Here is a 24,498-nt window from a genome sequence, read left to right as displayed (position 1 = left end):
GGCATTAATCATTGCTCGTCATACTTCGCGCTGCAGATGCGTTGGCTGCGCTCATTCATCCCAGTCACTTACTTAAGTAAGCTCCTGGGATTCATTCACTTGCCGCCTTCCTGCAACCCGAATTATTTAGAGCATTAATAAATATCAGAAACAAAAAAACCCGCCGCAGCGGGTTTTTCGGCCGTGTTCGATTAGTGTTCGAACATTGCAGAGATGGATTCTTCGTTGCTGATACGACGAATCGCTTCGGCCAGCATCCCGGACAGGGTCAGGGTACGCACGTTTGGCAGTGCCTTGATCTCGTCACTCAGTGGGATGGTATCGCATACCACAACTTCGTCAATGACGGAGTTACGGAGGTTGTTTACCGCGTTACCGGAGAAGATCGGGTGAGTCGCGTACGCAAACACGCGCTTGGCACCACGCTCTTTCAGCGCTTCAGCGGCTTTACACAGCGTACCGCCGGTATCGATCATGTCGTCAACCAGCACGCAGTCACGGCCAGCAACGTCACCGATGATGTGCATCACCTGAGAAACGTTAGCGCGCGGACGGCGTTTGTCGATGATTGCCATGTCGGTATCGTTCAGCAGCTTAGCGATAGCACGGGCACGTACCACGCCGCCGATGTCCGGAGAAACCACAATCGGGTTGTCCAGGTTCAGCTGCAGCATATCTTCCAGCAGGATTGGGCTGCCGAATACGTTATCAACCGGGACGTCGAAGAAGCCCTGAATCTGCTCTGCGTGCAGGTCAACGGTCAGTACGCGGTCAACGCCAACGCTGGACAGGAAGTCCGCGACAACTTTAGCGGTGATTGGCACACGCGCGGAACGGACGCGACGGTCCTGGCGGGCATAGCCAAAGTAAGGGATTACAGCAGTGATACGGCCTGCAGAAGCGCGACGCAGGGCATCGACCATAACAACCAATTCCATCAGGTTGTCATTCGTTGGAGCACAGGTGGACTGGATGATGAAAATATCACCACCGCGTACATTTTCGTTAATTTGTACGCTGACTTCGCCGTCGCTAAAGCGACCTACAGCGGCGTCGCCGAGGGAAGTGTACAGGCGGTTGGCAATACGTTGTGCTAGTTCCGGGGTGGCGTTACCAGCAAAAAGCTTCATATCAGGCACGAGAAGAACCTCAGGCATGCGTCCATTGGTGGATAGCGTTCGCCGCAAACTGTGCGGGGCCAGGCGAAATGCTATCCAGGCGGTGTATTAAAGAGCGCGATGCAACGTCTGGAACAGGGTGACGTTGTCACCGAAACTCAGTCTGCGCCAGAATGGCCTGCTGTAGGGGGGAGGTGTTCATCCCGCGCGCTACAAAACCATGCAGCCAATCCGGCGCTTGCTCAAGCACCTGACGAGCGGCGGATTCGGTGTCAAATTCAGCAAAGACACAGGCCCCTGTACCAGTCAGGCGCGACGGCGCGTATTCTAACAGCCAGGAAAGCGCCGCATCAACCTCGCGAAAACGTTTTCTTGCGATAACCTCGCAATCGTTGCTGAATTCACAATTTAATAACGTTTCTATTGACCGCGCCGGGGTATTGCGTGGCAGCTCAGGATCTTTGAAGATGACCGGAGTCGGAATGCTGACGCCTGGATGGGCTACGAGGTACCATTTTTCCGGCGGTTCAACCGGGGAGAGGATTTCACCCACCCCCTCAGCAAATGCAGCATGACCGCGCACAAACACCGGGACATCCGCCCCCAGGGTTAACCCTAACGCGGCCAGTTCATCCGTTGACAATCCGCAGCCCCAGAGATGATTCAGGGCGACCAGGACGGTCGCGGCATTGGATGAACCGCCACCCAGCCCACCGCCCATCGGCAGACGCTTCGTAATGCGAATATCCGCACCGCTCCCGGCGGGCAAGCGCCCGGCGTCAGCCGCTGCGTTCATCAGCAGACGCGCGGCGCGCACGATCAGGTTATCCTCATGCGCTACGCCTTCCACCGGCGTCAGCAGACAAATCTGCCGGTCCTGACGCAGCTCAATCGAGAGCGTGTCGCCATAATCGATAAACTGAAACAGCGTCTGCAGGGTGTGATACCCGTCAGCACGTTGGCCGGTGATATATAAAAACAGGTTAAGTTTTGCCGGAGAGGGCCAGTGGGTCATCATTTAACGATCCAGTTGTCCATTTTCAGCTTGATGCGCTGGTTACCCTGCGTCAGCTCCATATTCGATGGCAGCGATGGTTTACTGTTGCTGTCATAGGCGCTGTACACCACCTTCCAGGTTTTACCGTTCTGCGTGTAGTTCACCTGGCTCAGACGGTACTGATCGTCCAGGGTGTAGTCGGTGGCGTCACCCGGCAGGCCCAGGATCCACTGGCGCAGGCTGTTCAGCGGGATAGGCATTCCGGTCAGTTTGCCAATCATCTCTTCCGCGTCGGTGGAGGTGTAGTGCTGGCCTTTGTTATCCGTGATCTGCGCTTCACCCGGCTTAGCGTTAAGCTCCAGCTCGGTACTGCCCAACGGGTTCAGCAGCAGCAGGCGGTAGTTATCCTGCCCCGTTTGCTGCCAGAAGAAGCGGGCATAAACCTTTTGTTCGTCAGAGAGATAAGCAAACGCGCCGCGGGTCTGGTACTGACTTAAATTACGTACGTCCTGCTGGTGCTGACGCCACTGTGGTGAGTCAGGGCTTTTGCCCGGGCCTTTTGGTTGAGTGACAGAACATGCGGTCAGAACCAGTGCTGCCAGCGGCAGCAGGCGAATCAGTCGGGTCATAATGAGGACAAATCCTTGAGATACGTTGCAGTTATAACTGTTAATGCTAGCGTTGAAGGGTGTCACCGTCTACGTTCAAATTATCTCAAAGCGTTGAGTAACCTATTACTCCGAAAGGGGGCAGTCTCTTTTATTGATCTCGCGCATCCTGTATGATGCGTCTTGCTAACCTTATTAACGCTGGTACTACTCCCGCTCAACATGACCCTATTAGCACTCGGCATCAACCACAAAACCGCCCCGGTTTCGCTGCGAGAACGCGTCACGTTTTCGCCGGATACGCTTGACCTGGCGCTGGATAGCCTGCTTGCACAACCGATGGTGCAGGGCGGGGTGGTGCTCTCGACGTGCAACCGTACCGAGCTTTACTTAAGCGTGGAAGAGCAGGATAACCTGCATGAAGCGCTGATCCGCTGGTTATGCGACTACCACAATCTCAACGAAGACGAGCTGCGTAAGAGCCTGTACTGGCATCAGGATAACGATGCGGTGAGCCATCTTATGCGTGTCGCGAGCGGTCTGGATTCGCTGGTACTGGGCGAGCCGCAAATTCTCGGTCAGGTAAAAAAAGCGTTTGCGGATTCGCAAAAAGGGCATCTGAAAGCCAGCGAGCTGGAGCGTATGTTCCAGAAGTCATTCTCCGTGGCGAAGCGTGTGCGAACCGAAACCGACATTGGTGCCAGTGCGGTTTCTGTTGCGTTCGCGGCCTGTACCCTTGCACGTCAAATCTTCGAATCCCTGTCGACCGTCACCGTGATGCTGGTCGGCTCGGGCGAAACCATTGAGCTTGTGGCGCGCCATCTGCGCGAGCATAAAGTGAAAAAGATGGTTATCGCTAACCGCACCCGCGAGCGGGCACAAGTGCTGGCAGACGAAGTCGGGGCCGAGGTGATTGCGCTGAGCGAGATCGACGAACGCCTGAAAGAGGCGGATATCATCATCAGTTCTACCGCCAGCCCGCTGCCGATTATCGGTAAAGGGATGGTAGAGCGCGCGCTGAAATCCCGTCGTAATCAGCCAATGCTGCTGGTGGATATCGCCGTACCGCGTGATGTCGAACCGGAGGTTGGCAAACTGGCCAACGCCTATCTCTACAGCGTGGATGATCTGCAAAGCATCATTTCACACAACCTTGCTCAGCGTAAAGCGGCAGCGGTGCAGGCGGAAACCATTGTCGAGCAGGAAGCCAGTGAATTTATGGCCTGGCTGCGCGCGCAAAGCGTCAGCGAGACCATCCGCGAATATCGCGGTCAGGCGGAGCAGGTGCGTGATGACCTGACTGCCAAAGCGTTAGCAGCTCTGGAACAGGGCGGCGACGCACACGCTATTATGCAGGATCTGGCCTGGAAACTGACCAATCGCTTGATCCATGCACCAACCAAATCACTCCAGCAGGCTGCCCGTGACGGGGACGATGAACGCCTGACTATTCTGCGCAACAGCCTCGGGCTGGAATAGCGCCCTATACCCATTTTCTATTACAAGGTGCACTTACGCCTATGAAGCCTTCTATCGTCGCTAAACTGGAAGCTCTGCACGAGCGCCATGAAGAAGTCCAGGCGCTGCTCGGCGATGCCGGGACCATTGCGGACCAGGAACGTTTTCGCGCACTGTCGCGTGAATATGCGCAGTTAAGTGATGTTTCAAAATGCTTTACCGACTGGCAACAGGTTCAGGAAGATATCGAAACCGCGCAGATGATGCTCGACGATCCTGAAATGCGCGAAATGGCGCAGGAAGAGCTGCAGGATGCCAAAGCGCGCTCAGAAGAGATGGAGCAACAGCTGCAGGTGCTTCTGCTGCCGAAAGATCCAGACGACGAGCGTAATGCGTTTGTGGAAGTCCGCGCCGGAACGGGCGGTGATGAGGCAGCACTGTTCGCCGGAGACCTGTTCCGCATGTACAGCCGTTACGCCGAATCGCGTCGCTGGCGCGTGGAGATCATGAGCGCCAACGAAGGCGAGCACGGCGGTTTTAAAGAGGTGATCGCCAAAATCAGCGGTGACGGCGTGTACGGCCGTCTCAAGTTTGAGTCCGGCGGCCATCGTGTGCAGCGTGTACCGGCGACCGAGTCGCAGGGCCGTATTCACACTTCAGCCTGCACGGTTGCGGTGATGCCAGAGCTGCCGGAAGCGGAACTGCCGGACATTAACCCGGCGGATCTGCGTATTGATACCTTCCGTTCTTCCGGGGCGGGTGGTCAGCACGTTAACACCACCGACTCCGCCATCCGTATTACCCACCTGCCAACCGGCATTGTGGTGGAGTGTCAGGACGAACGCTCTCAGCACAAAAACAAAGCCAAAGCGCTGTCCGTACTGGGTGCGCGTATTCACGCGGCGGAAATGGCAAAACGTCAGCAGGCGGAAGCGTCAACCCGTCGTAACCTGCTGGGCAGCGGCGATCGTAGCGACCGTAACCGTACCTACAACTTCCCGCAGGGCCGTGTGACCGACCACCGCATCAACCTGACGTTATACCGTCTGGATGAGGTGATGGAAGGCAAGCTCGATATGCTGATTGAGCCTATCGTGCAGGAATACCAGGCCGACCAGCTGGCGGCATTGTCCGAGCAGGAATAATGGATTTTCAGAGCTGGTTACGCCTGGCCACCGGCGCGCTCTCTGACAGTGAAAGCCCGAAGCGCGACGCCGAAATTTTGCTGGGATATGTGACGGGAAAAGCCCGCACGTATCTGCTGGCCTTCGGTGAAACTGAACTGACCGTAGAGCAGGAAGCGCAACTGTCCGCGCTGCTTGCCCGCCGTAAAACCGGCGAGCCGGTGGCACATCTGGTCGGGGAGCGCGAGTTCTGGTCGTTACCCTTGTTCGTCTCAGCGGCGACGCTGATCCCGCGTCCCGACACCGAATGTCTGGTGGAGCAGGCGCTGGCGCGGTTACCCGCAGCGGCCAGCCGCATTCTCGATCTCGGAACGGGCACTGGCGCAATCGCGCTGGCGCTCGCCACCGAGCGGCCCGATTGCGCGGTAACGGCGGTCGATGTGATGCCCGACGCGGTGGCACTTGCGCAGCGTAACGTTGAGCGACTGGGCGTGACTAATGTGACCGTGCAGCAAAGCAGCTGGTTCAGTGCGCTGGAGAAGCAGACGTTCGCGATGATTGTCAGTAATCCGCCCTATATTGACGAACACAACCCGCACCTGGCGCAGGGGGATGTTCGCTTTGAACCGCTGACGGCGCTGGTCGCAGGTAATGCAGGGCTGGCCGATCTGGAACACATTGTGACGACGTCACGACAACATCTCCTGCCCGGCGGCTGGCTGCTGGTGGAGCATGGCTGGACGCAGGGGGAGGCGGTGCGTGGGCTCTTCAGGCAGACGGGTTATGCTGCTGTCGAGACCTGCCGCGACTACGGCGGCAACGAGCGTCTGACGCTGGGGCAGTGGCAGTGAAAACAGGTTATCTGCCATTTACTGATAAAGGCGCATGGCTGACTGAAAAGCTGTTTGGCGTTATCATCTATACCCAAAATAATTCGAGTTGCATGAAGGCGGCAAGAGAGCGAGTCCTCAGGAGCATAGTTAACTATGTGACTGAGGTGAGCGAGCGCAGCCAACGCGCATGCAGCTTGAAGTATGATGGGTATATATCGTTTTGGGTTTTATCGCGCCTGGACGTCGTCGTCCGCGCAGCCAGCAGGTCGGGTTTATCGCCTTTCTGCTGGGTCTGGTGGTGCTGTACATCATCATTAAACTCGCCACCACTAGAATACCGTTACTGGGGTAAGTCATGAGGTCCTTAGCCGATTTCGAATTTAATAAAGTGCCGCTCTGCGATGGCATGATCCTGATTTCGGAGATGATTCGCGACGATTTTACGTCGCAGTATGTCTACGATGAGCTGGAAAGTCTGGTCAGCCTGGCGCGCGAAGAGATCAATCAGGCGCGTCCGCAGGACTGGCAACTGGAAAAGCTGCTGGAGCTTTTCTACGGCGAGTGGGGTTTCTGCGACACGCGTGGCGTGTATCGCCTGTCTGACGCTTTATGGCTGGACCAGGTCTTAAAAAATCGTCAGGGCAGCGCCGTTGCGCTGGGCTCTATTTTGCTGTGGATCGCGCACCGTCTGGATATTCCACTGGTGCCGGTCATTTTCCCGACGCAGATGATCCTGCGCGCTGAGTGGCTGGACGGGGAGATGTGGTTAATCAATCCGTTTAACGGCGATACGCTGGATGAACATACGCTGGATGTCTGGCTGAAAGGTAATATCAGCCCGGTGGCCGAGCTCTTTAACGAAGATCTCGACGAAGCCGATAACGCCGAAGTGATCCGCAAGCTGCTGGATACGCTGAAATCTGCACTGATGGAAGAGCGGCAGATGGAGCTGGCCTTGCGCGCCAGCGAAGTGCTGCTGCAGTTTAATCCGGAAGACCCGTACGAAATTCGCGACCGCGGGCTGATTTATGCCCAGCTCGACTGCGAGCATGTGGCGCTGAACGATTTAAGCTATTTCGTCGAGCAATGCCCGGAAGATCCGATCAGCGAAATGATTCGCGCGCAGATCAACGCGATCTCGCACAAACAAATTACACTGCATTAATCTTAATTCCGATTCACACCTGAATAAGGCGATCCTATGAAACAAAAAGTGGTTAGCATTGGTGATATCAACGTGGCAAACGACCTGCCGTTCGTGCTGTTTGGCGGTATGAACGTGCTGGAATCCCGCGATCTCGCCATGCGTATCTGCGAGCACTACGTGACCGTGACCCAGAAGCTGGGCATCCCGTACGTGTTTAAAGCCTCTTTTGACAAAGCCAACCGCTCTTCCATTCACTCCTACCGTGGCCCGGGCCTGGAAGAGGGGATGAAAATTTTCCAGGAGCTGAAGCAGACCTTTGGCGTGAAAGTGATCACCGACGTTCACGAGGCGTCTCAGGCGCAGCCTGTGGCTGACGTGGTTGACGTTATTCAGCTGCCAGCGTTCCTGGCTCGTCAGACTGACCTGGTGGAAGCGATGGCCAAAACCGGTGCGGTCATCAACGTGAAGAAGCCGCAGTTCGTGAGCCCAGGGCAGATGGGGAACATCGTCGATAAGTTTATCGAAGGCGGTAACGACAAGGTGATCCTGTGCGACCGTGGTTCCAACTTCGGTTACGACAACCTGGTTGTGGATATGCTCGGCTTCACCGTGATGAAAAACGTCTCTAACCAGTCTCCGGTGATCTTTGACGTGACCCACTCTCTGCAGTGCCGCGACCCGTTTGGTGCCGCGTCTGGCGGCCGTCGTGCGCAGGTGACCGAACTGGCGCGCGCCGGTATGGCGACCGGGCTGGCGGGTCTGTTCATTGAAGCGCACCCGGATCCGGCGAATGCGAAATGCGACGGTCCGTCCGCGCTGCCGCTGGACAAACTGGAGCCGTTCCTGAAACAGATCAAAGCGATTGACGATCTGGTGAAGAGCTTCGACGAGCTGGATACCAGCAATTAATAAAAAAACCCGCTTCGGCGGGTTTTTTTTCTCCCTCTCCCCGTGGGAGAGGGTTGGGGTGAGGGCATCAGCCCGCACCAGATAAAACTACGCAAATATCGTCATCAGATACGCCACAAACAGCGCCATATGCGCCGCGCCGTTGAGTACATTGGTGCGCCCGGTTGAGAACGAAATCTGACACAGCAGCAGTGACGCTACCATCACAATCATCTCCGGCGCCCCCAGCGCAAACTGCAGCTCGTTACCGGTCATAAAGGCAATCAGCGTCACCACCGGAACGGTAAGCGAAATGGTCGCCAGTACCGAGCCGAAGAACAGGTTCATGGCGCGCTGTACCTGATTGTTCAGCACCGCTTTCAGCGCGCCCAGCCCTTCCGGCGAGAGGATCAGCAGCGCCACCAGGAAGCCGGTAAACGCCACCGGGGCATTCATCTCGGTTAACAGTGTCTCCAGCGGGTTGGCGTTCATCTTGGTGACGGCGATAACCGCAATCAGATGTACGATCAGCCAAACCGTGTGCCACGCGCTGCTGTGGGCAGACGGTTTGCCATGGTGCGGGTCATCGTCGTCGCTGTCGTCTTCATGTTCGTACACAAAAAGACTCTGGTGCGTTTTGGTCTGAATCAACAGGAACACGCCGTACATGGCGGCGGAAATCAATGCGACCAGCAGCGCCTGACCGGTAGAGAAGTTTGCTCCCGGCAGCGCCATCGGGAAGACCAGCACGATAATCGCCAGCGGGAACAGGGCGATCAAATACTGTTTAATGCCAAACAGGTTCATATACTGGGTGGCGAACTTACGGCCGCCCAGCAACAGTGAAAAGCCCACCAGACCACCGGTCACAATCATAATGATGGAATAGAGCGTATCGCGCATCAGGGTTGGTGCGGCGTCGCCGGTCGCCATCAGCGCGGAAATGAGGCTGACCTCAAGAATCACAACGGAAAGGCTGAGAATTAACGATCCATACGGCTCGCCCAGACGGTGAGCCAGGACATCGGCATGGCGAACCACGCTAAAGGCACTGGTTAAAATCCCTACCAGCGCAAGAATATTGATACCAACCACCACTGGCAGTGACTGACTGCTTCCCCAGAAGAGCAGCACAGCCAGTGCCAGAACCGGGAAAATGAGCGACGTCTCCTTGTGGCGGGTTTTTACCGCCTCGTGTGCTGCTGTCATGTGCTTCTCCATCAATGCAGGTGCTTGTAATTATAGATAGAATTTTGAGGTCATTAAATTAACAGATCTCTGTTAAATACCCTTTATCTTTTACTTAATTTTACCCTAATCCTGTTTTAAGTCTCCTGATATCTATAATGTCATATTTTTGATTAATACATATTAAATAACATGTAATTAACTTCATTAATCTTCAAAATTTATCCGCGACTGGCAGCTTGCAGCATCGTCGTCCACACTTATCTTTTTAAGCAAAAGAGAGGTTAATGATGCCATATAAAACGAAACGCGATTTACCCGATAACGTGCAAAACGTACTGCCCGCACATGCGCAGGATATCTATAAAGAGGCGTTTAACAGCGCCTGGGATCAATACAAAGATAAAGACGATCGTCGGGACGATGCCAGCCGGGAAGAGACGGCGCATAAAGTGGCCTGGGCGGCAGTAAAACATGACTACGAGAAAGGAGACGATGATAAATGGCATAAAAAGAAATAGCCGTAAAATAATAAGCTGCCTTCATTTTGACTTTTCAGGCGGTTGAACTGCCGTTGTATTGCAACTGGCCCGCGAATTGCTTATCGTTATTCAACTGCTGGCAAAATGACCAGTAGATAATGCCGGGAAGGTGAATTACAGATGTCGCAAGGAAGCATGCAGTGGCGGAGGTGTAAAGTGTTAACGCGTGATTTCTTAATGAAGGCAGATTGTAAGACGGCATTTGGTGCTATTGAGGAATCGCTTCTCTGGTCAGCTGAACAACGTGCGGCGTCGCTCGCTGCCACGCTTGCCTGCCGCCCGGATGATGGCCCGGTATGGATTTTTGGCTACGGTTCGCTGATGTGGAACCCGGCTCTGGAATTTGTCGAATCGGCGACAGGTACGCTCCCGGGGTGGCATCGCGCATTTTGTCTGCGATTAACCGCCGGACGCGGAAGTGCCTGTCAGCCGGGACGTATGCTTGCACTGAAAGAGGGCGGACGCACCACGGGGGTGGCGTATCGCCTGCCGGATGCCACCCTCGAAGAGGAGCTGACGCTGCTCTGGAAGCGCGAGATGATCACCGGCTGCTATATGCCAAGCTGGTGCAAGCTGGAACTTGATGACGGACGCACCGTCAACGCGCTGGTGTTTATTATGGATCCGCGCCATCCCCTGTATGAAGCGGATACCCGCACGCAGGTGATCGCGCCATTGATTGCGGCGGCCAGTGGACCGCTCGGCACAAACGCGCAGTATCTGTTTTCACTCGATCAGGAACTGACGCGCCTCGGCATGCAGGACGAGTGTCTGAATGAGCTGGTAGCGAAGGTGAAAGCGCTGCTGGAAGGAAATCCGCTGAATAACCCGCTGCGTCCGGGTTTTGCCTGATAATACGCCCGGCTGCGAGAGTGCAGACCGGGCGTCTGTTTTTAAGCGGCCACGTAGCTGACTGAGTGTTCGAGTGACTGACTATGGCTGTCAATCAGGACATCCCATGTGCCGGTATAAGGGACGGTAAGCCACGCCTTATCATCCTGCACGGTCAGGATATCTGCCTGCGATTGTTTTTGTGCCTTCGCACTCATCAAATGAATACGGCAGCGCTCTGAACAACGCACCACTACCGTATCCCCGCCAAACAGTTTCAAACTTGTTTTTACCAGTGCCATTTATTTACCCCGTAGTCTTAAACAACGCTCTCCCTGCTGCCATTTCCGAGCGTGATGTTGTTCACAATTCACTCATGGCATAACACCAAAGGGGGAGCGTCGGGATGCTGATTTTGATCAAAAAATGGCATAACGTTTAAACAAAAATGACAAAATACCTGAAAGCATTCAGCTGGCGCGTGTTTACACGGTGAAGGCGCACCAGAAGAAAATTAAATGCGGAAATGTCCGGCAGTTTCAGCAAGGTCGCCCGCCTGGCTCTGCAGGGCGCTGGCGGCTGCGGCGGATTGCACCACCAGTTCAGCGTTCTGCTGCACCATTCTGTCGAGGTGCGTGACAGCATGGTTGATCTCATGAATGCCTTTCATCTGCTCGCTGGTGGCGATGGAAATTTCACGCATGATACCCGAGACGCTGCCGATGCTGGCGCGGATCTCATCCATGCTTTCCCCGGCCAGATGTACATAGCGGGAGCCGGTTGCCACGCTGTCGGTGGTGGAGTCGATAAGCGATTTGATCTCCTTCGCCGCCTGGGCGCTGCGGCTCGCCAGGTTACGTACTTCGCCTGCCACCACGGCAAACCCGCGGCCCTGCTCACCGGCGCGCGCCGCTTCCACCGAGGCGTTCAGCGCCAGGATATTGGTCTGGAAGGCGATGCCATCAATCACGCTGGTGATATCGCCAATTTTTGCCGAAGCCACTTCAATGGATTGCATGGTGCTGATGGCCTGAGAGACGACCTCACCGCCGCGTGAGGCCGCAGCGGAGGCTTTACTGGCCTGTTCATTCGCTTCTGCCGCGGACTCATTTGACTGAGTCACCGACGCGGTGATCTGCTCTACGGCGCTGGCGGTTTCACGCAGGCTGGAGGCTGCCTGCTCGGTACGCCCGGAGAGATCCTGGTTGCCAGCCGCAATCTCCTGGGCGGCATTTTTCACCGAGGCGCTGGCGTCACGCAGTTGGATCATCACCACCGAGAGCTTATCGCTAAAGGCGTTAAACGCCTGGGCAATTTGCGCCACTTCGTCGTTACCGCTCTCCGGCAGGCGCTGGGAGAGGTCGTTGGTACCGTTGGCGATGTTATGCATCGCGTCGCGGATATCGGACAACCGCTTGAGCAGGCAGGCAATCAGGATGTGGACAAGCGCGCCGCTCAGCAGGGCGAGGATCACCAACGAGAGTGCCGAGGCTTTCAGCAGCGAGCGCATGCCGGAGGTGGCGTCGTTATTGTCGAGTGCGACCACCAGAATCCAGTTTGTTCCCGGAACGGCCGTGGCGACGAGGGTTTTATCACCGCCGTCAAATGTGCCATCAACCGGTTCACCGCTTTTCAGGGTCGCTAAATCGGTGCCGGTAATGGTCTCTGCAAACGGTTTTAACGTCAGGGCCGGATCGTTGGCGGCGATAACGCTGCCGTCGCTGTTCAGAAGTAACCCGCTGCTGGCCGGGGTCGGGTGAATGCCGCGCACGTTAGCCACCACGCTATCCATGGCCACATCGCCCGCCACCACTGCTTTCAGGGTCCCGTTTTCTTTTACCGGTACCGCAAAAGTTACCACCAGTTTTCCGGTTCCGGCGTCCACGTAAGGCGCGGTCACCACCGGTCCGTCCTGGCTGACCACCTGCTGATACCAGGGGCGAATGGTCGGGTCATAATCCGCAGGCACGCCCGCAGGCTCAGAGAATTTCGCCGTTTTAGTGGCATAGCCCACATAGACGTTGGTGAAGCCTCCCGCCTGGGCGAGTTGTTTAAAGACCGGTACCGGGTCGTCACTCAGCGCCACGCTCTGGGCGGAGGTAATGACCGTCATTTTGCTTTTCACCCAGTCGGCAATCGCCATGTTATGGCTGGCGCTGGTGCTGGTCAGAATGTCACGCTGCGACTGCTGATTATCCTGGCGCGTGACCTGGAAATTAATGACGGTATTGAGAAGAAGGGCGACGACCAGGCAGCCTGTCGTCGCGACAATGATGCGAGCACGAATCGATCTGAACATAAGTGAAATACCTGCTGTGTTGTTTCCATGCCTATCGGCAACCCCGCAGGTAAACTTGATGCTGAAACCGCGTCCATAAGAAAATAATATTTTTACGGGTTTATTATTAAAAAGTTAATACTTTATCGGCGGCTAACGTCCACTCGGCCAGCTCGACAAGTGTGCCAATTTCCACGCCGTCAATCAGCGGCAGCCCGGTAATACCGCGCCCGTCAGTGCAGGTTTTGCAGAGCTTAACCGGCACGTTTTGCGCCGTCAGGATCTCCAGCATCTGCTGAATGTTGTAGCCCTCTGCCGGTTTTTGGCCTTTCAGACCGGCGGTGACCGCGTCGGACATCAAAAAGATCCGCAGATCCAGCTCGCTCGCGTTATCGCGCAGCGCTATGGCCAGACGCAGGCTGTTAAAAAGGGATTCGCTGCCGTAGGCCGCCCCGTTGGCGACGATCACAATCTTCTGCATGTTAACTCCTGTTTATATTAAGGCACGAATATTGCTTCATTCTCCCAGGTAGGGTTATCCGGGAGAGTAAGCATGACATTAATGGCTGGCAATTCGTCGGGTGCAACCGAATGGCTCCAGCGCGCAAAAGCGTTGCGTCAGGAGCAGCTCAGCAAGCTGGCACAGCTGGGCGTACTGGTGAATGGCATTAGCCAACTGGTGCATATGCTACAGTGCGAGCGCGGTGCATCAAACGTCTGGCTCTGCTCACAGGGTAAGCTCTATGCCCCCGAATGCAAAGCCAGCCGGGCGCTGGTGGATGAAAATCTCACCATACTGTATGGCATTCTGGATAGACACTCCCCAGTGCCGGGCAGCGCCGTATGTGAGCGCATCGCCGCTGCGTTGCAGAGCCTTGAATCACTCCCCGCCCTGCGAGAAGGGGTGAATCAACAAACCGTTACCGCCCCGCAGGCGATGGAACATTACTGTCGCATGCTTCGCCATCTGCTCAGTATCGTGCCGCAGCTCAACGACAGCATTGACGATCCGCAACTGGCGGGGCGTTTTGTTGCCCTCTACAGCCTGATGCAGGGCAAAGAGCTGGCGGGACAAGAGCGGGCGCTGGGGGCCATTGGCTTCACGCAGGGTTTTTTTGATGATGTCACCCGCCAGAGGCTGGTGGATCGCATTGACGGGCAGCAGGCCTGTTTTGAGATCTTTTTAAGCCACAGCCCGGCGGATGTGCAGAGCACCTTTTCCCGGGACTGCCAGCCCGACCGCGAGACGGAGCAACTCCGGCGTGTGGCCTGTACCCGCCAGCCTGCTGCGGATAATGGCGACACGGCGCTGAACTGGTTCGCCCTGCAAACGTCGCGTCTTGAGCACCTGCGCACCCTGGAGGAGATGGTTATCGCCGACCTGATGCTGGCGGTTGATGAGCGTATCCATCATGACCCTCAACATCCGGTAAGTGCCGATGAGAATGACGATCCGCTCGCGCTTTATCCGGATAAACCTTTGCTGCCGCTGGTTCGCCAGCAGGCTCGTGAAATAGAACAGCTTTCCCGCCAGCTCGCGACGCTGCGCGATACGCTGGAAGAGCGCAAGACCATTGATAAAGCCAAAAGCGTGCTGATGACCCACCACAACATGAGTGAGGAACAGGCGTGGACGGCACTGCGCAAAATGGCGATGGACAAGAACCAGCGCATGGTGGATATCGCCCGCGCGCTGCTTACCGTGAAGCGATTGTGGCAGCTAACCCCTAAGGAGTAGCTGCACAATCAGTGGGCACGTTGTGCCTGATTGAGGTGCGTTTTTGCAGAGCCAGTGGGGCAAAAGCCACAAAAACAAGGCATTAAAACCTGGCATTACCTTTGCATTATTTCAGTAACCAATTTTGACGGTGCGCCAACGGCGGTGCATCAGTCTTCGGGATAAAGGCGTCCAGCGGTGCTTCGGCACTGTCGGGCGCTTTTTTTTGTCTTTTTTTCAGGAGTGGTCATGGCGGATTTGTCGAGACGGCGGTTTTTGCAGGCCAGCGTGCTGGCGAGCAGTGCAATGTTGTTACCGGGTGCCATGCAGGCCGCGTGGGCGGCAGGCTCGGATAAACCCGAGCAGGAGACGGTGCGCATCGGGTTTATCCCGCTGACCGACTGCGCTCCGGTGGTCATCGCGGCGCTGAAAGGGTTCGATAAAAAGCATGGCATTACCATCGTGCCCACCAAAGAGGCGAGCTGGGCGGCCGTGCGCGATAAGTTAGTCGCGGGGGAGCTGGACGCGGCGCATATTCTTTACGGTCTGCTGTACGGACTGGAACTGGGGATCGCCGGTAAGCCACAGCAGATGGCGAATCTGATGACCCTCAACCAGAACGGCCAGGCGATTACGCTCTCTGCCGATCTGGCAGAGAAGGGCGTTCGCGATCTCGACGGGCTGAAGAAACTGATTGGTCAGCAGGCACCGGGCACGTACACCTTCGCGCATACCTTCCCGACGGGCACGCACGCCATGTGGCTCTACTACTGGCTGGCCAGTGCGGGCATTAACCCGTTTGACGATGTTCGCACCGTGGTGGTACCGCCGCCGCAGATGGTGATGAACATGCGTATTGGCAATATGGTCGGCTTTTGCGTCGGCGAGCCGTGGAATGCCCGGGCCATTAACGATCGCATCGGTTTTACCGCTGCAACGTCGCAGTCTATCTGGGCTGACCACCCGGAAAAAATCCTCGGTACCCGTCGCGACTGGGTGGAGAAAAATCCGCACACCGCGCGGGCGCTGGTGAGCGCAGTACTGGAAGCCGCGCGCTGGATCGACGCTTCACCGGAAAACAAACGTGAAACGGCGCAGATCCTCTCGCGTCGCGCATGGCTGAACACCAAAGAGCAGTACCTCACCGGACGGATGCTGGGTGAGTACGACAACGGGGTGGGCACGCGCTGGCAGGACGCGCATCCGATTCGTTTCTTCAACGAGGGGGCTGTGAGCTACCCGTATCTCTCCGACGGCATGTGGTTCTTAACCCAGTTCCGCCGCTGGGGTTTGCTCAAAGCCGCGCCGGACTACGCGGGCATCGCGCAGCGCATTAACCAGACCGCGGTCTGGCAGGATGCCGCCACCGCGGTGGGGGGCATTACCACACCGACTTCACCACTACGCAGTAGCACCCTGATGGACGGCACCGTCTGGAACGGTACCGATCCTGAAGGCTATGCCAACCGCTTCGCTATTCACCGTAAAGGGGCCTGATTATGCAGCATCTGCACAGCACGAAAGCAAAACACGAGACGCCGGTGAGTGGCGAGGTGATTACCCTGCCACCGGTTCAGGTTCGCCGTCGTCCTCCGGCGATTGCCCGCCGGATTAACAACGTGCTCCAGCGTATCATTCCGGCGCTGCTGGGGCTGGGGCTGCTGGTGGTGCTCTGGCAACTGGCGGCAATCAACAGCAAAGGCTTTCCGACGCCGCTGAGCACGCTGGATTCTGCCATCACCCTGTTTGCCGATCCGTTTTATCGCGACGGGCCAAACGACATGGGGATCGGCTGGAACGTACTTGCCTCCCTGCAGCGCGTGGCGGTGGGCTTTGGCCTGGCCGCGTTAGTCGGTATCCCGCTCGGTTTTCTGATTGGCCGTTTCACCTTTTTCTCACGCATGTTCAGCCCGCTGATTGCGCTGCTGCGCCCGGTCAGCCCATTGGCCTGGCTGCCTATCGGCCTGCTGCTGTTCCAGAAAGCAGAGCCTGCTTCCAGCTGGACCATTTTTATCTGTTCGATCTGGCCAATGGTGATTAACACCGCCGAAGGGGTACGCCGTATTCCGCAGGATTACCTCAATGTCGCACGCGTGTTGCAGCTTTCTGAGTGGACCATTCTGCGTCGGATCCTCTTCCCGGCGGTGCTGCCTGCGGTGTTGACCGGGGTACGTCTTTCCATCGGTATCGCCTGGCTGGTGATTGTCGCCGCCGAAATGCTGACAGGCGGCTTAGGGATCGGTTTCTGGATCTGGAATGAGTGGAACAACCTCAACGTCGAAAACATTCTCATCGCCATCGTCATCATTGGCGTGGTCGGGTTACTGCTGGAGCAGGGGCTGATGCTGATCGCCCGTCGCTTTAGCTGGCAGGAAAAATAAGGAGCGAACATGAAACCAATCATTCAGGTCCAGGCCGTAAGCCAGCGTTTTTCTACCGCCAGCGGAGAATTTCTGGCGCTGCAGAACGTCTCGTTTGATATCCACGAAGGTGAAACCGTGAGCCTGATAGGCCACTCCGGCTGCGGCAAATCAACGTTGCTGAACTTAATCGCCGGGATCACCCTGCCGACGGAAGGGGGACTGATTTGCGACAACCGTGAAATTGCGGGTCCGGGACCGGAGCGTGCGGTGGTCTTTCAGAACCACTCCCTGCTGCCGTGGCTGACCTGTTTCGACAACGTTGCGCTGGCGGTCGATCAGGTGTTCCGCCACACCATGAGCAAGGCGGAGCGTCGTGAGTGGATTGAACACAACCTCGATCGCGTGCAGATGGGGCACGCCCTGCATAAACGCCCGGGGGAGATCTCAGGCGGTATGAAGCAGCGCGTGGGCATTGCCCGTGCGCTGGCGATGAAGCCGAAAGTGTTGCTGATGGATGAACCGTTTGGCGCGCTGGATGCCCTGACGCGTGCCCATCTGCAGGACTCCGTGATGCAAATCCAGCAGGCGCTCAACACCACCATTGTGCTCATCACCCACGACGTGGACGAAGCGGTGCTGCTCTCTGACCGCGTGCTGATGATGACCAACGGCCCGGCGGCGACCGTCGGCGAAATCCTGGAGGTTGACCTGCCGCGTCCGCGTAACCGGGTGCAGCTGGCGGACGACAGCCGCTACCACCACATGCGCCAGCAGATCCTCCATTTCCTCTATGAAAAACAGCCCAAAGCGGCGTAGTGGGGGCACCACGATGCGACTGGTCATTATCGGCAATGGAATGGCAGCAACACGGCTGATTGCCTCGCTGACCGGGCGTGCGCCTGGCCGCTTCGCGATCACCGTGTTGGGTGAGGAGCCTGAGCATGCGTACAACCGCATCCAGCTTTCGCCGGTGCTGGGTGGGGAAAAACGTCCGGAACAGATCCGCCTGCAGGACGATGACTGGTACCGCGAGCGCGGCGTCACGGTGCTCAGGGGGCAAAAGGTGCTCGCCGTGGACGTGGCGAAACGGGAAATCCGTACCGCGCAGACCACGCTGGGGTGGGATGAACTGGTCTTCGCCACCGGGTCGATACCGTTCGTGCCGCCGATCCCCGGGGGCGATGCGCCACACGTCTTTACCTTCCGCCGCCTTGAGGATACGCGAGCCATTGCGCAGATCCCGGGGTCAGCGGTGGTGTTGGGCGGCGGCGTGCTGGGCGTTGAGACGGCAGCGGCGCTGGCACAAACTTGTGACAACGTCACGATGGTGCATCGCGGACCGTGGTTGATGGAACAACAGCTGGATCGGCAGGCGGGGCTGCTGCTGGAGGCTGCGCTGGCGGAGCGCGGCGTGCGCTGCGAGCTGTCGTCCGGGATCGCGGCAATCGCGCCGGATTCAGTGACGCTACACAACGGACGCCAGGTTAGCGCCGCGCGCGTGGTGCTGGCTACCGGCGTACTGCCCAACATCGCCCTGGCAAGCGCCAGCGGTATTCACTGCGCCCGTGGCATTGTGGTCGACCAGCAGATGAAGACCTCCGTCCCGGCTATTAGCGCCATTGGGGAGTGCTGCGAAATCGACGGTCAGACGTTTGGCCTGGTTGCCCCCTGCCTGTCGCAGGCGGACATTCTCGCCGCCCGGCTGGCAGGGGACGCCCCTGTGCCTTTTGCCCATACCGACAGCGGGATGCGCCTGAAGGTCACCGGTGTGGAGCTCTTCAGCGCCGGGCGCGTAACGGCGCAACCGGAGGATACGGTCTGGGACGCGTGGGATCCGCTGACCTGTCACTACCGTCGCTTACTGATTCATCGCGGTGCGCTGGCTGGCGTACTGCTGATGGGAGATTGCCGCAGCGCGGCAACATTTACCGATTTACTGGCAACGGCTGCGCCCGCACACGTGGACTGGCTGTTCGATCGATTCACTACGACGCAACCGCAGGTTGCAGGACAGAACGCTATGACAAAACCTACTCTGGTGGTGGTTGGGCACGGTATGGTCGGCCACCATTTTCTTGAAGACTGCGTAAACCGCAATCTGCATCAGCAATACCAGATTGTCGTCTTTGGCGAAGAGCGTTATGCCGCTTACGACCGCGTCCATCTCTCAGAGTATTTTGGCGGCCGCAGCGCGGAGTCCCTCTCGCTGGTGGAGGGCGATTTCTTTGCCAGACACGGCATAGAGTTGCGTTTGTCGCGGCAAATTGTCGCCATCGATCGCGACGCGCACGTTGTGCGTACCGCCAGCGGTCACGAAACCCACTGGGACAAACTGGTGCTGGCGACCGGCTCGTATCCGTTTGTGCCGCCGGTGCCGGGCAACACGCTGCCGGGCTGCTTTGTCTACCGTACGCTGGACGATCTCGATAACATTGCCGCGCATGCGAAGGGATCACGACGCGGCGTGGTCATTGGCGGTGGCCTGCTCGGGCTGGAGGCGGCCAACGCCCTCAAACAGCTGGGGCTAGAAACCCACGTGGTGGAATTTGCCCCCAACCTGATGGCTGTACAGCTCGACAACGACGGCGCGGCGATGCTGCGTAAAAAAATAGAAGCGCTCGGCGTCGGGGTTCACACCAGCAAAGCCACTACTGAAATTGCGGCCACTGACGACGGGCTGGTCCTGCGTTTTGCCGACGGTGAACAGCTGGACACCGATATGGTGGTCTTCTCTGCCGGGATCCGCCCGCAGGATGCGCTGGCGCGCAGCAGCGGCCTGGCGATCGGGGAGCGTGGCGGGATCTGCATTGATACCGCCTGCCAGACCTCAGATAAGGACATCTTCGCCATCGGGGAATGTGCGCTGTGGGAAGGTAAAATCTTCGGTCTGGTGGCGCCGGGTTACCAGATGGCACGCGTGGCGGCGGCCACGCTGGCGGGTGAGGAGAAATCCTTCACCGGGGCGGATATGAGCACCAAACTTAAGCTGCTGGGCGTGGACGTGGCCTCGTTTGGGGATGCCCATGGCCGTACGCCGGGGGCATTGAGCTACCAGTGGACCCACGGCCCGCAGCAAATCTATAAAAAAATTGTCGTCAGCCATGACAACAAAATCCTGCTCGGCGGCGTGCTGGTGGGGGATGCCAGCGAATACGCCACGCTGGTGCAGATGATGCTTAACGGAATCAGCCTGCCAAAAGAGCCTGAAACGCTCATCTTGCCAGCCTTCTCCGGTAGCGCGCCAAAAGCGCTGGGGGTGGCGGCACTGCCGGACAGCGCGCAGATCTGCTCCTGTCATAACGTCAGCAAAGGCGATATCTGCCAGGCAGTGAGCGCCGGTGCGACGGAGATCGGTGCCATCAAGCAGTGCACCAAAGCGGCGACCGGCTGCGGTGGGTGCAGCGCGCTGGTGAAACAGGTGATGGAGTTCCAGCTGGCTGAGCAGGGCGTGGAGGTGAAAAAAGATATCTGTGAGCACTTCCCGTACTCACGTCAGGAGATATATCACCTGGTGCGCGTCAACCATATTCGTACCTTCGACCAGCTGATTAGCCGCTACGGCCAAGGGCACGGCTGTGAGATCTGTAAACCGCTGGTGGGGTCAGTGCTGGCCTCCTGCTGGAACGAATACCTGCTGAAACCGGCGCATCTGCCGCTGCAGGACACCAACGACCGCTACTTTGCCAATATTCAGAAGGACGGAACGTACTCCATCGTGCCGCGCATGCCCGCCGGGGAAGTAACGGCCGACGGGCTGATTGCTATCGGGCAGATCGCAAAGCGCTACGGGCTGTACAGCAAGATCACCGGCGGCCAGCGTATTGACCTGTTTGGTGCCACGCTGGAGCAGTTGCCGGAGATCTGGCAGGCGCTGGTGGAGGCCGGATTTGAAACCGGGCATGCGTACGGTAAATCCCTGCGTACCGTGAAATCCTGCGTCGGGTCAACCTGGTGCCGCTATGGCGTGCAGGACTCCACTGGTCTTGCGGTAAAACTGGAGCACCGTTACAAAGGGTTACGCGCGCCGCACAAAATCAAAATGGCGGTGTCCGGCTGTACCCGCGAGTGTGCCGAGGCGCAAAGCAAAGATGTCGGCGTGATCGCCACGGACAAGGGCTGGAATCTTTATCTGTGCGGCAACGGCGGCATGAAGCCGCGACACGCGGATCTCTTCGCCAGCGATCTGGATGAAGAGACGCTGATCCGTACCGTCGACCGTTTTCTGATGTTCTACATTCGCACGGCGGATCGCCTGCAGCGGACCAGCACCTGGATGGACAACCTTGAAGGCGGTCTCGACTATCTGCGGGAGGTGATCCTCGACGATAGTCTCGGCATTGCGCACGAGCTGGAGCAGGAGATGGCCCGTGTGGTGGAAACGTATCAGTGCGAATGGCAGACCACGCTTAACGATCCGAACCGTCTGGCGCTGTTCCGCACGGCGGTGAACGGTCCGGCGACGGAAGAGAGTAAACGCTGGCAGGAAATTTGCGGTCTGGATGAGATCCCGGAGCAGGCGGGGATCGGCGCCCGGCTGGGGCGTAAGCCGATCGCGCTGTTCCGTTTTGGCAAATCGGTCTATGCCCTTGACGATCAGGAGCCAGGCAGCGATGCGAACGTGCTGTCACGCGGTATTCTTGGCGATGCGGCGGGTGAGCCGGTGGTTATCTCGCCGCTCTATAAACAGCGTATTCGCCTGCGCGACGGCTGCCAGGTGGATAACGGTGAGCCTGCGGTGCGCGCCTGGCCGGTGAAAATCGAAAACGGCAAGGTATGGGTGGGGAACGACGCGTTGCTGGTCCGTGCGGAGGCATCATGAATGAAACCCGAACAACGTGCCCGTACTGCGGCGTCGGTTGCGGCGTGGTGGCCCGGGTTGAGGGCGACAAGGTCACGGTGCGCGGCGATGAACGCCATCCCGCCAGTTTTGGACGGCTGTGCGTCAAAGGCGCGGCGTTAGGTGAAATCACGGGCCTGCAGGGGCGGCTGCTGCAACCGGTGGTGGACGGGCTGGAGGTGGAATGGCCGCAGGCGTTAAGCGCGGCCGGCGAGCGGCTGCGGGCGATTATCGACACCTGGGGGCCGCAGGCGGTGGCGTTTTACGCCTCCGGCCAGCTACTCACCGAGGATTACTACGCTGCCAATAAGCTGATGAAAGGGTTTATCGGCGCGGCGAACATCGATACCAACTCGCGGCTCTGCATGTCGTCGGCGGTAGCAGGCTATAAGCGCGCATTTGGCGAAGATGTGGTGCCGTGCAGCTATGAGGACGTGGAGAACAGCGATCTGGTGGTGCTGGTGGGTTCAAACGCGGCATGGACGCATCCGGTGCTTTATCAGCGGCTGGTTCAGGCGCGGCAAAACAATCCGCAAATGAAAGTGGTGGTGATCGATCCGCGTAAAACCGCCACCTGTGATATCGCCGACCTGCATCTGGCGCTCGCGCCCGGCAGTGACGCCGGGCTGTTTGTCGGTTTGCTCAACCTGATCCAGGGTACCGACGACTGGCCGATTGCCCGCGTGGCCGGGTTTTGTGGTCTTGATGCACAGGAGATTGTCACGTTTTACGACTGGTTCCTCACGGCGCCGCGTGCCATTACGCTCTACACCATGGGGATCAACCAGTCTTCCAGCGGCAGCGACAAGTGCAACGCCATCATTAACGTCCATCTTGCCAGCGGGAAATTTGCCCGTCAGGGCTGCGGGCCGTTTTCGCTGACCGGCCAGCCAAACGCGATGGGGGGACGGGAAGTGGGTGGCCTCGCGAATCAACTGGCGGCGCATATGAACTTCGAGCCGGACGATCTCTCGCGGGTGGCGCGTTTCTGGGGAACAGAACGGCTGGCGCAAACGCCGGGCCTGATGGCCGTTGAGCTGTTTGACGCCATTGCCCGCGGTGAGGTAAAGGCGGTATGGGTCATGGGCACCAATCCGGCTGTCTCGCTGCCGGACAGTCACGCGGTATGCCAGGCGCTGGCGAACTGTCCGCTGGTCATTGTTTCTGAGGTGATGCAGGAGACCGACACCAGCCGCTACGCCCATATTCGTTTCCCGGCGCTGGGCTGGGGAGAGAAAAACGGTACGGTTACCAACTCCGAACGGCGGATCTCGCGCCAGCGCGCCTTTCTGGCTGCCCCGGGCCAGGCAAAACCGGACTGGTGGATAGTTGCCCAGGTGGCGAAACAGCTGGGCTATGGTGAGGCCTTTGCCTGGGAACATCCGCGGGAGATTTTTTGTGAACATGCGGCGCTGTCGGCGTTTGAGAATGACGGGGCACGGGCGTTTAATCTGCATGCGCTGGCGGGGCTTACCCGTGAGGCCTGGGATCAGCTTGAGCCTTATCAGTGGGCGGCGGGCGATTTTCCCCACCGGAATATGGTGCCCGTTGACCCGCGTCCGCACGGCGCGGCGCCAGATGCGTTATATCCGTTGCTGCTGAATACCGGACGCATCCGCGATCAATGGCATACCATGACCCGTACGGGATATGTTCCCGGGCTGATGCAGCATATCTCTGAGCCCTGCGTTGAGATCTGCGCTGCAGATGCCGCGCGTTTCGCCCTTTGCGACGGGCAACTGGCACGGATCAGTTCTCCGCGTGGAGTGATGGTGGCAAAAGCACGTATCAACGATGGACAAAGGGAGGGGGAAGTATTCGCGCCCATGCACTGGAATGCGCAGTTTGCCCGTCAGGGAAAGGTTAATACGCTGGTGGAGGGGCGCTGCGATCCTCAGTCTGGCCAGCCGGAGAGTAAACAGACCGCCGTCAGGATCATGCCATGGCAGCCTGAGTGGCAGGGAGAGCTGTATGCCCGTGTGCTGCCGGAACTGCCGCCTTCGGTACACTGGTGGCGCAAAGCATCACGCCTGACGGTGGCGGCTGACGAACCGTTGATGCCGTGGGTGAAAGAGTATGCTGAACAGCAGGGCTGGCAGCTGCAACTTGCCCGGACGGATGCGCGCAGCAGCGTACTGGCATGGCATAACGGCGAGCTGATGCTCGGATTCTGGGAAGGGACTTCGTTGCCAGCGCTGGCGCATGCGACTATTGAAGAGGCTTTCCGTCGGGCTCCAGATACGCTTGCGGAGCGGCATGCGCTCCTGAACGGCGCGGGCGCGGGGGAGAGTGTCGATCCGGGACGCATTATCTGTAGCTGTTACTGCGTCGGGGAAAATGCGATACGGGAGGCGATTGTCGGCGGGTGCGATTCCGTTGCAGCGCTGGGGGCGAAACTACGGTGTGGCACCAACTGCGGCTCCTGCGTGCCGGAGCTGAAAGGGCTGTTTGGATAATGGTCTAAGAGTGTCGGGTAAGGCGACAATAATGTTCAGGATATTCCTGAAATTTGCGCTAAGACTGCATTTCACAGCTTATCGCGTTAACATTAAAAGCGTTGCCTCATAAA

Annotated in this window: 20 protein-coding genes and 2 pseudogenes; 15 read left to right on the top strand and 7 right to left on the bottom strand. The window is 57.9% G+C overall.

The genetic code is table 11. The features are described from left to right. Positions 1-191 precede the first annotated feature (191 nt). From prs to lolB, 3 genes are all read right to left on the bottom strand, one after another. Positions 192-1,139: a ribose-phosphate diphosphokinase gene (prs, locus tag AX755_RS16025; protein WP_003856663.1), complete on the bottom strand. Its 948-nt coding sequence runs from the start codon at positions 1,137-1,139 to the stop codon at positions 192-194. A 127-nt stretch (positions 1,140-1,266) separates the two neighbouring features. Continuing rightward, positions 1,267-2,136: a 4-(cytidine 5'-diphospho)-2-C-methyl-D-erythritol kinase gene (ispE, locus tag AX755_RS16020; RefSeq protein WP_062857069.1), complete on the bottom strand. Its 870-nt coding sequence runs from the start codon at positions 2,134-2,136 to the stop codon at positions 1,267-1,269. Beyond that, positions 2,133-2,744, bottom strand: coding sequence for a lipoprotein insertase outer membrane protein LolB (gene lolB, locus AX755_RS16015; protein WP_062857068.1), 612 nt, complete (start codon positions 2,742-2,744; stop codon positions 2,133-2,135). The genes ispE and lolB overlap by 4 nt, the downstream gene beginning before the upstream one ends. 201 nt (positions 2,745-2,945) lie before the next feature. Here lolB and hemA point away from each other — a divergent pair, with 201 nt between their 5' ends. The 7 genes and pseudogenes from hemA to kdsA all read left to right on the top strand — a co-directional run bounded on the left by hemA (position 2,946) and on the right by kdsA (position 8,194). Then, positions 2,946-4,202 carry a glutamyl-tRNA reductase gene (gene hemA, locus AX755_RS16010; RefSeq protein WP_062857067.1) on the top strand — a complete coding sequence of 419 codons (1,257 nt, stop codon included), beginning with the start codon at positions 2,946-2,948 and terminating at the stop codon, positions 4,200-4,202. A 41-nt stretch (positions 4,203-4,243) separates the two neighbouring features. After that, positions 4,244-5,326: a peptide chain release factor 1 gene (gene prfA, locus AX755_RS16005; protein ID WP_013096233.1), complete on the top strand. Its 1,083-nt coding sequence runs from the start codon at positions 4,244-4,246 to the stop codon at positions 5,324-5,326. Beyond that, positions 5,326-6,156 carry a peptide chain release factor N(5)-glutamine methyltransferase gene (gene prmC / locus AX755_RS16000; RefSeq protein ID WP_062857066.1) on the top strand — a complete coding sequence of 277 codons (831 nt, stop codon included), beginning with the start codon at positions 5,326-5,328 and terminating at the stop codon, positions 6,154-6,156. Before prfA ends, prmC begins: the two co-directional genes overlap by 1 nt. Continuing rightward, positions 6,132-6,224 (top strand): annotated as a pseudogene (locus AX755_RS25160) (siroheme synthase); the annotation flags it as partial. The gene prmC and the pseudogene AX755_RS25160, both read left to right, overlap by 25 nt. A gap of 123 nt (positions 6,225-6,347) precedes the next feature. Next, positions 6,348-6,490, top strand: a pseudogene (locus tag AX755_RS15995) (siroheme synthase); the annotation flags it as partial. Positions 6,491-6,493: 3 nt separating this feature from the next. Continuing rightward, positions 6,494-7,303 (top strand): invasion regulator SirB1, encoded by an 810-nt coding sequence (sirB1, locus tag AX755_RS15990; protein ID WP_013096236.1) that lies wholly within the window; start codon positions 6,494-6,496, stop codon positions 7,301-7,303. A 36-nt stretch (positions 7,304-7,339) separates the two neighbouring features. Further along, the gene (gene kdsA / locus AX755_RS15985; protein ID WP_013096237.1) at positions 7,340-8,194 is read left to right on the top strand and encodes a 3-deoxy-8-phosphooctulonate synthase; all 855 of its coding nucleotides are present in this window, start codon (positions 7,340-7,342) and stop codon (positions 8,192-8,194) included. Positions 8,195-8,281: 87 nt separating this feature from the next. Here kdsA and chaA read toward each other — a convergent pair whose 3' ends face one another. After that, positions 8,282-9,382, bottom strand: coding sequence for a sodium-potassium/proton antiporter ChaA (gene chaA / locus AX755_RS15980; protein WP_013096238.1), 1,101 nt, complete (start codon positions 9,380-9,382; stop codon positions 8,282-8,284). Positions 9,383-9,651: 269 nt separating this feature from the next. Between chaA and chaB the strand changes: the two genes are divergently transcribed. After that, a complete protein-coding gene (gene chaB, locus AX755_RS15975; protein ID WP_013096240.1) occupies positions 9,652-9,882 on the top strand; it encodes a putative cation transport regulator ChaB in 231 nt (76 codons plus the stop codon). Positions 9,883-10,059: 177 nt separating this feature from the next. Continuing rightward, on the top strand, positions 10,060-10,755 hold the full coding sequence (locus AX755_RS15970; RefSeq protein WP_013096242.1) for a gamma-glutamylcyclotransferase: 696 nt from the start codon (positions 10,060-10,062) through the stop codon (positions 10,753-10,755). A gap of 41 nt (positions 10,756-10,796) precedes the next feature. Here the strand turns inward: AX755_RS15970 and AX755_RS15965 are convergent, their stop codons facing one another. The 3 genes from AX755_RS15965 to AX755_RS15955 all read right to left on the bottom strand — a co-directional run bounded on the left by AX755_RS15965 (position 10,797) and on the right by AX755_RS15955 (position 13,493). Beyond that, positions 10,797-11,036: a DUF1883 domain-containing protein gene (locus tag AX755_RS15965; RefSeq protein ID WP_013096243.1), complete on the bottom strand. Its 240-nt coding sequence runs from the start codon at positions 11,034-11,036 to the stop codon at positions 10,797-10,799. A gap of 212 nt (positions 11,037-11,248) precedes the next feature. Continuing rightward, the gene (locus AX755_RS15960; protein ID WP_062857065.1) at positions 11,249-13,033 is read right to left on the bottom strand and encodes a methyl-accepting chemotaxis protein; all 1,785 of its coding nucleotides are present in this window, start codon (positions 13,031-13,033) and stop codon (positions 11,249-11,251) included. A gap of 106 nt (positions 13,034-13,139) precedes the next feature. Continuing rightward, complete coding sequence (locus tag AX755_RS15955) at positions 13,140-13,493, bottom strand: DsrE/DsrF/TusD sulfur relay family protein (protein WP_020690905.1); 354 nt, start codon at positions 13,491-13,493, stop codon at positions 13,140-13,142. A gap of 72 nt (positions 13,494-13,565) precedes the next feature. On the opposite strand from AX755_RS15955, the gene nasR reads away from it, so the two are divergent. The 6 genes from nasR to AX755_RS15925 all read left to right on the top strand — a co-directional run bounded on the left by nasR (position 13,566) and on the right by AX755_RS15925 (position 24,385). Beyond that, entirely contained in the window at positions 13,566-14,750 is a 1,185-nt protein-coding gene (gene nasR, locus AX755_RS15950; protein ID WP_038419844.1) for a nitrate regulatory protein NasR, read from the top strand. 228 nt (positions 14,751-14,978) lie between these two features. Further along, positions 14,979-16,226 (top strand): CmpA/NrtA family ABC transporter substrate-binding protein, encoded by a 1,248-nt coding sequence (locus tag AX755_RS15945; RefSeq protein ID WP_062857064.1) that lies wholly within the window; start codon positions 14,979-14,981, stop codon positions 16,224-16,226. Positions 16,227-16,228: 2 nt separating this feature from the next. Further along, the gene (gene ntrB / locus AX755_RS15940) at positions 16,229-17,110 is read left to right on the top strand and encodes a nitrate ABC transporter permease (RefSeq protein WP_058678629.1); all 882 of its coding nucleotides are present in this window, start codon (positions 16,229-16,231) and stop codon (positions 17,108-17,110) included. A gap of 9 nt (positions 17,111-17,119) precedes the next feature. Then, on the top strand, positions 17,120-17,908 hold the full coding sequence (locus AX755_RS15935) for an ABC transporter ATP-binding protein (protein WP_013096250.1): 789 nt from the start codon (positions 17,120-17,122) through the stop codon (positions 17,906-17,908). Positions 17,909-17,921: 13 nt separating this feature from the next. Beyond that, complete coding sequence (gene nirB, locus AX755_RS15930; RefSeq protein WP_073971466.1) at positions 17,922-21,911, top strand: nitrite reductase large subunit NirB; 3,990 nt, start codon at positions 17,922-17,924, stop codon at positions 21,909-21,911. Further along, positions 21,908-24,385, top strand: coding sequence for a nitrate reductase (locus AX755_RS15925; protein ID WP_062857063.1), 2,478 nt, complete (start codon positions 21,908-21,910; stop codon positions 24,383-24,385). The genes nirB and AX755_RS15925 overlap by 4 nt, the downstream gene beginning before the upstream one ends. Positions 24,386-24,498: the final 113 nt, after the last annotated feature.

It is taken from the genome of Enterobacter sp. SENG-6 (genome assembly GCF_001605945.1).
Taxonomy (GTDB): Bacteria; Pseudomonadota; Gammaproteobacteria; order Enterobacterales; family Enterobacteriaceae; genus Enterobacter; species Enterobacter cloacae.
This window is presented reverse-complemented; position numbering and strand designations above follow the sequence as displayed.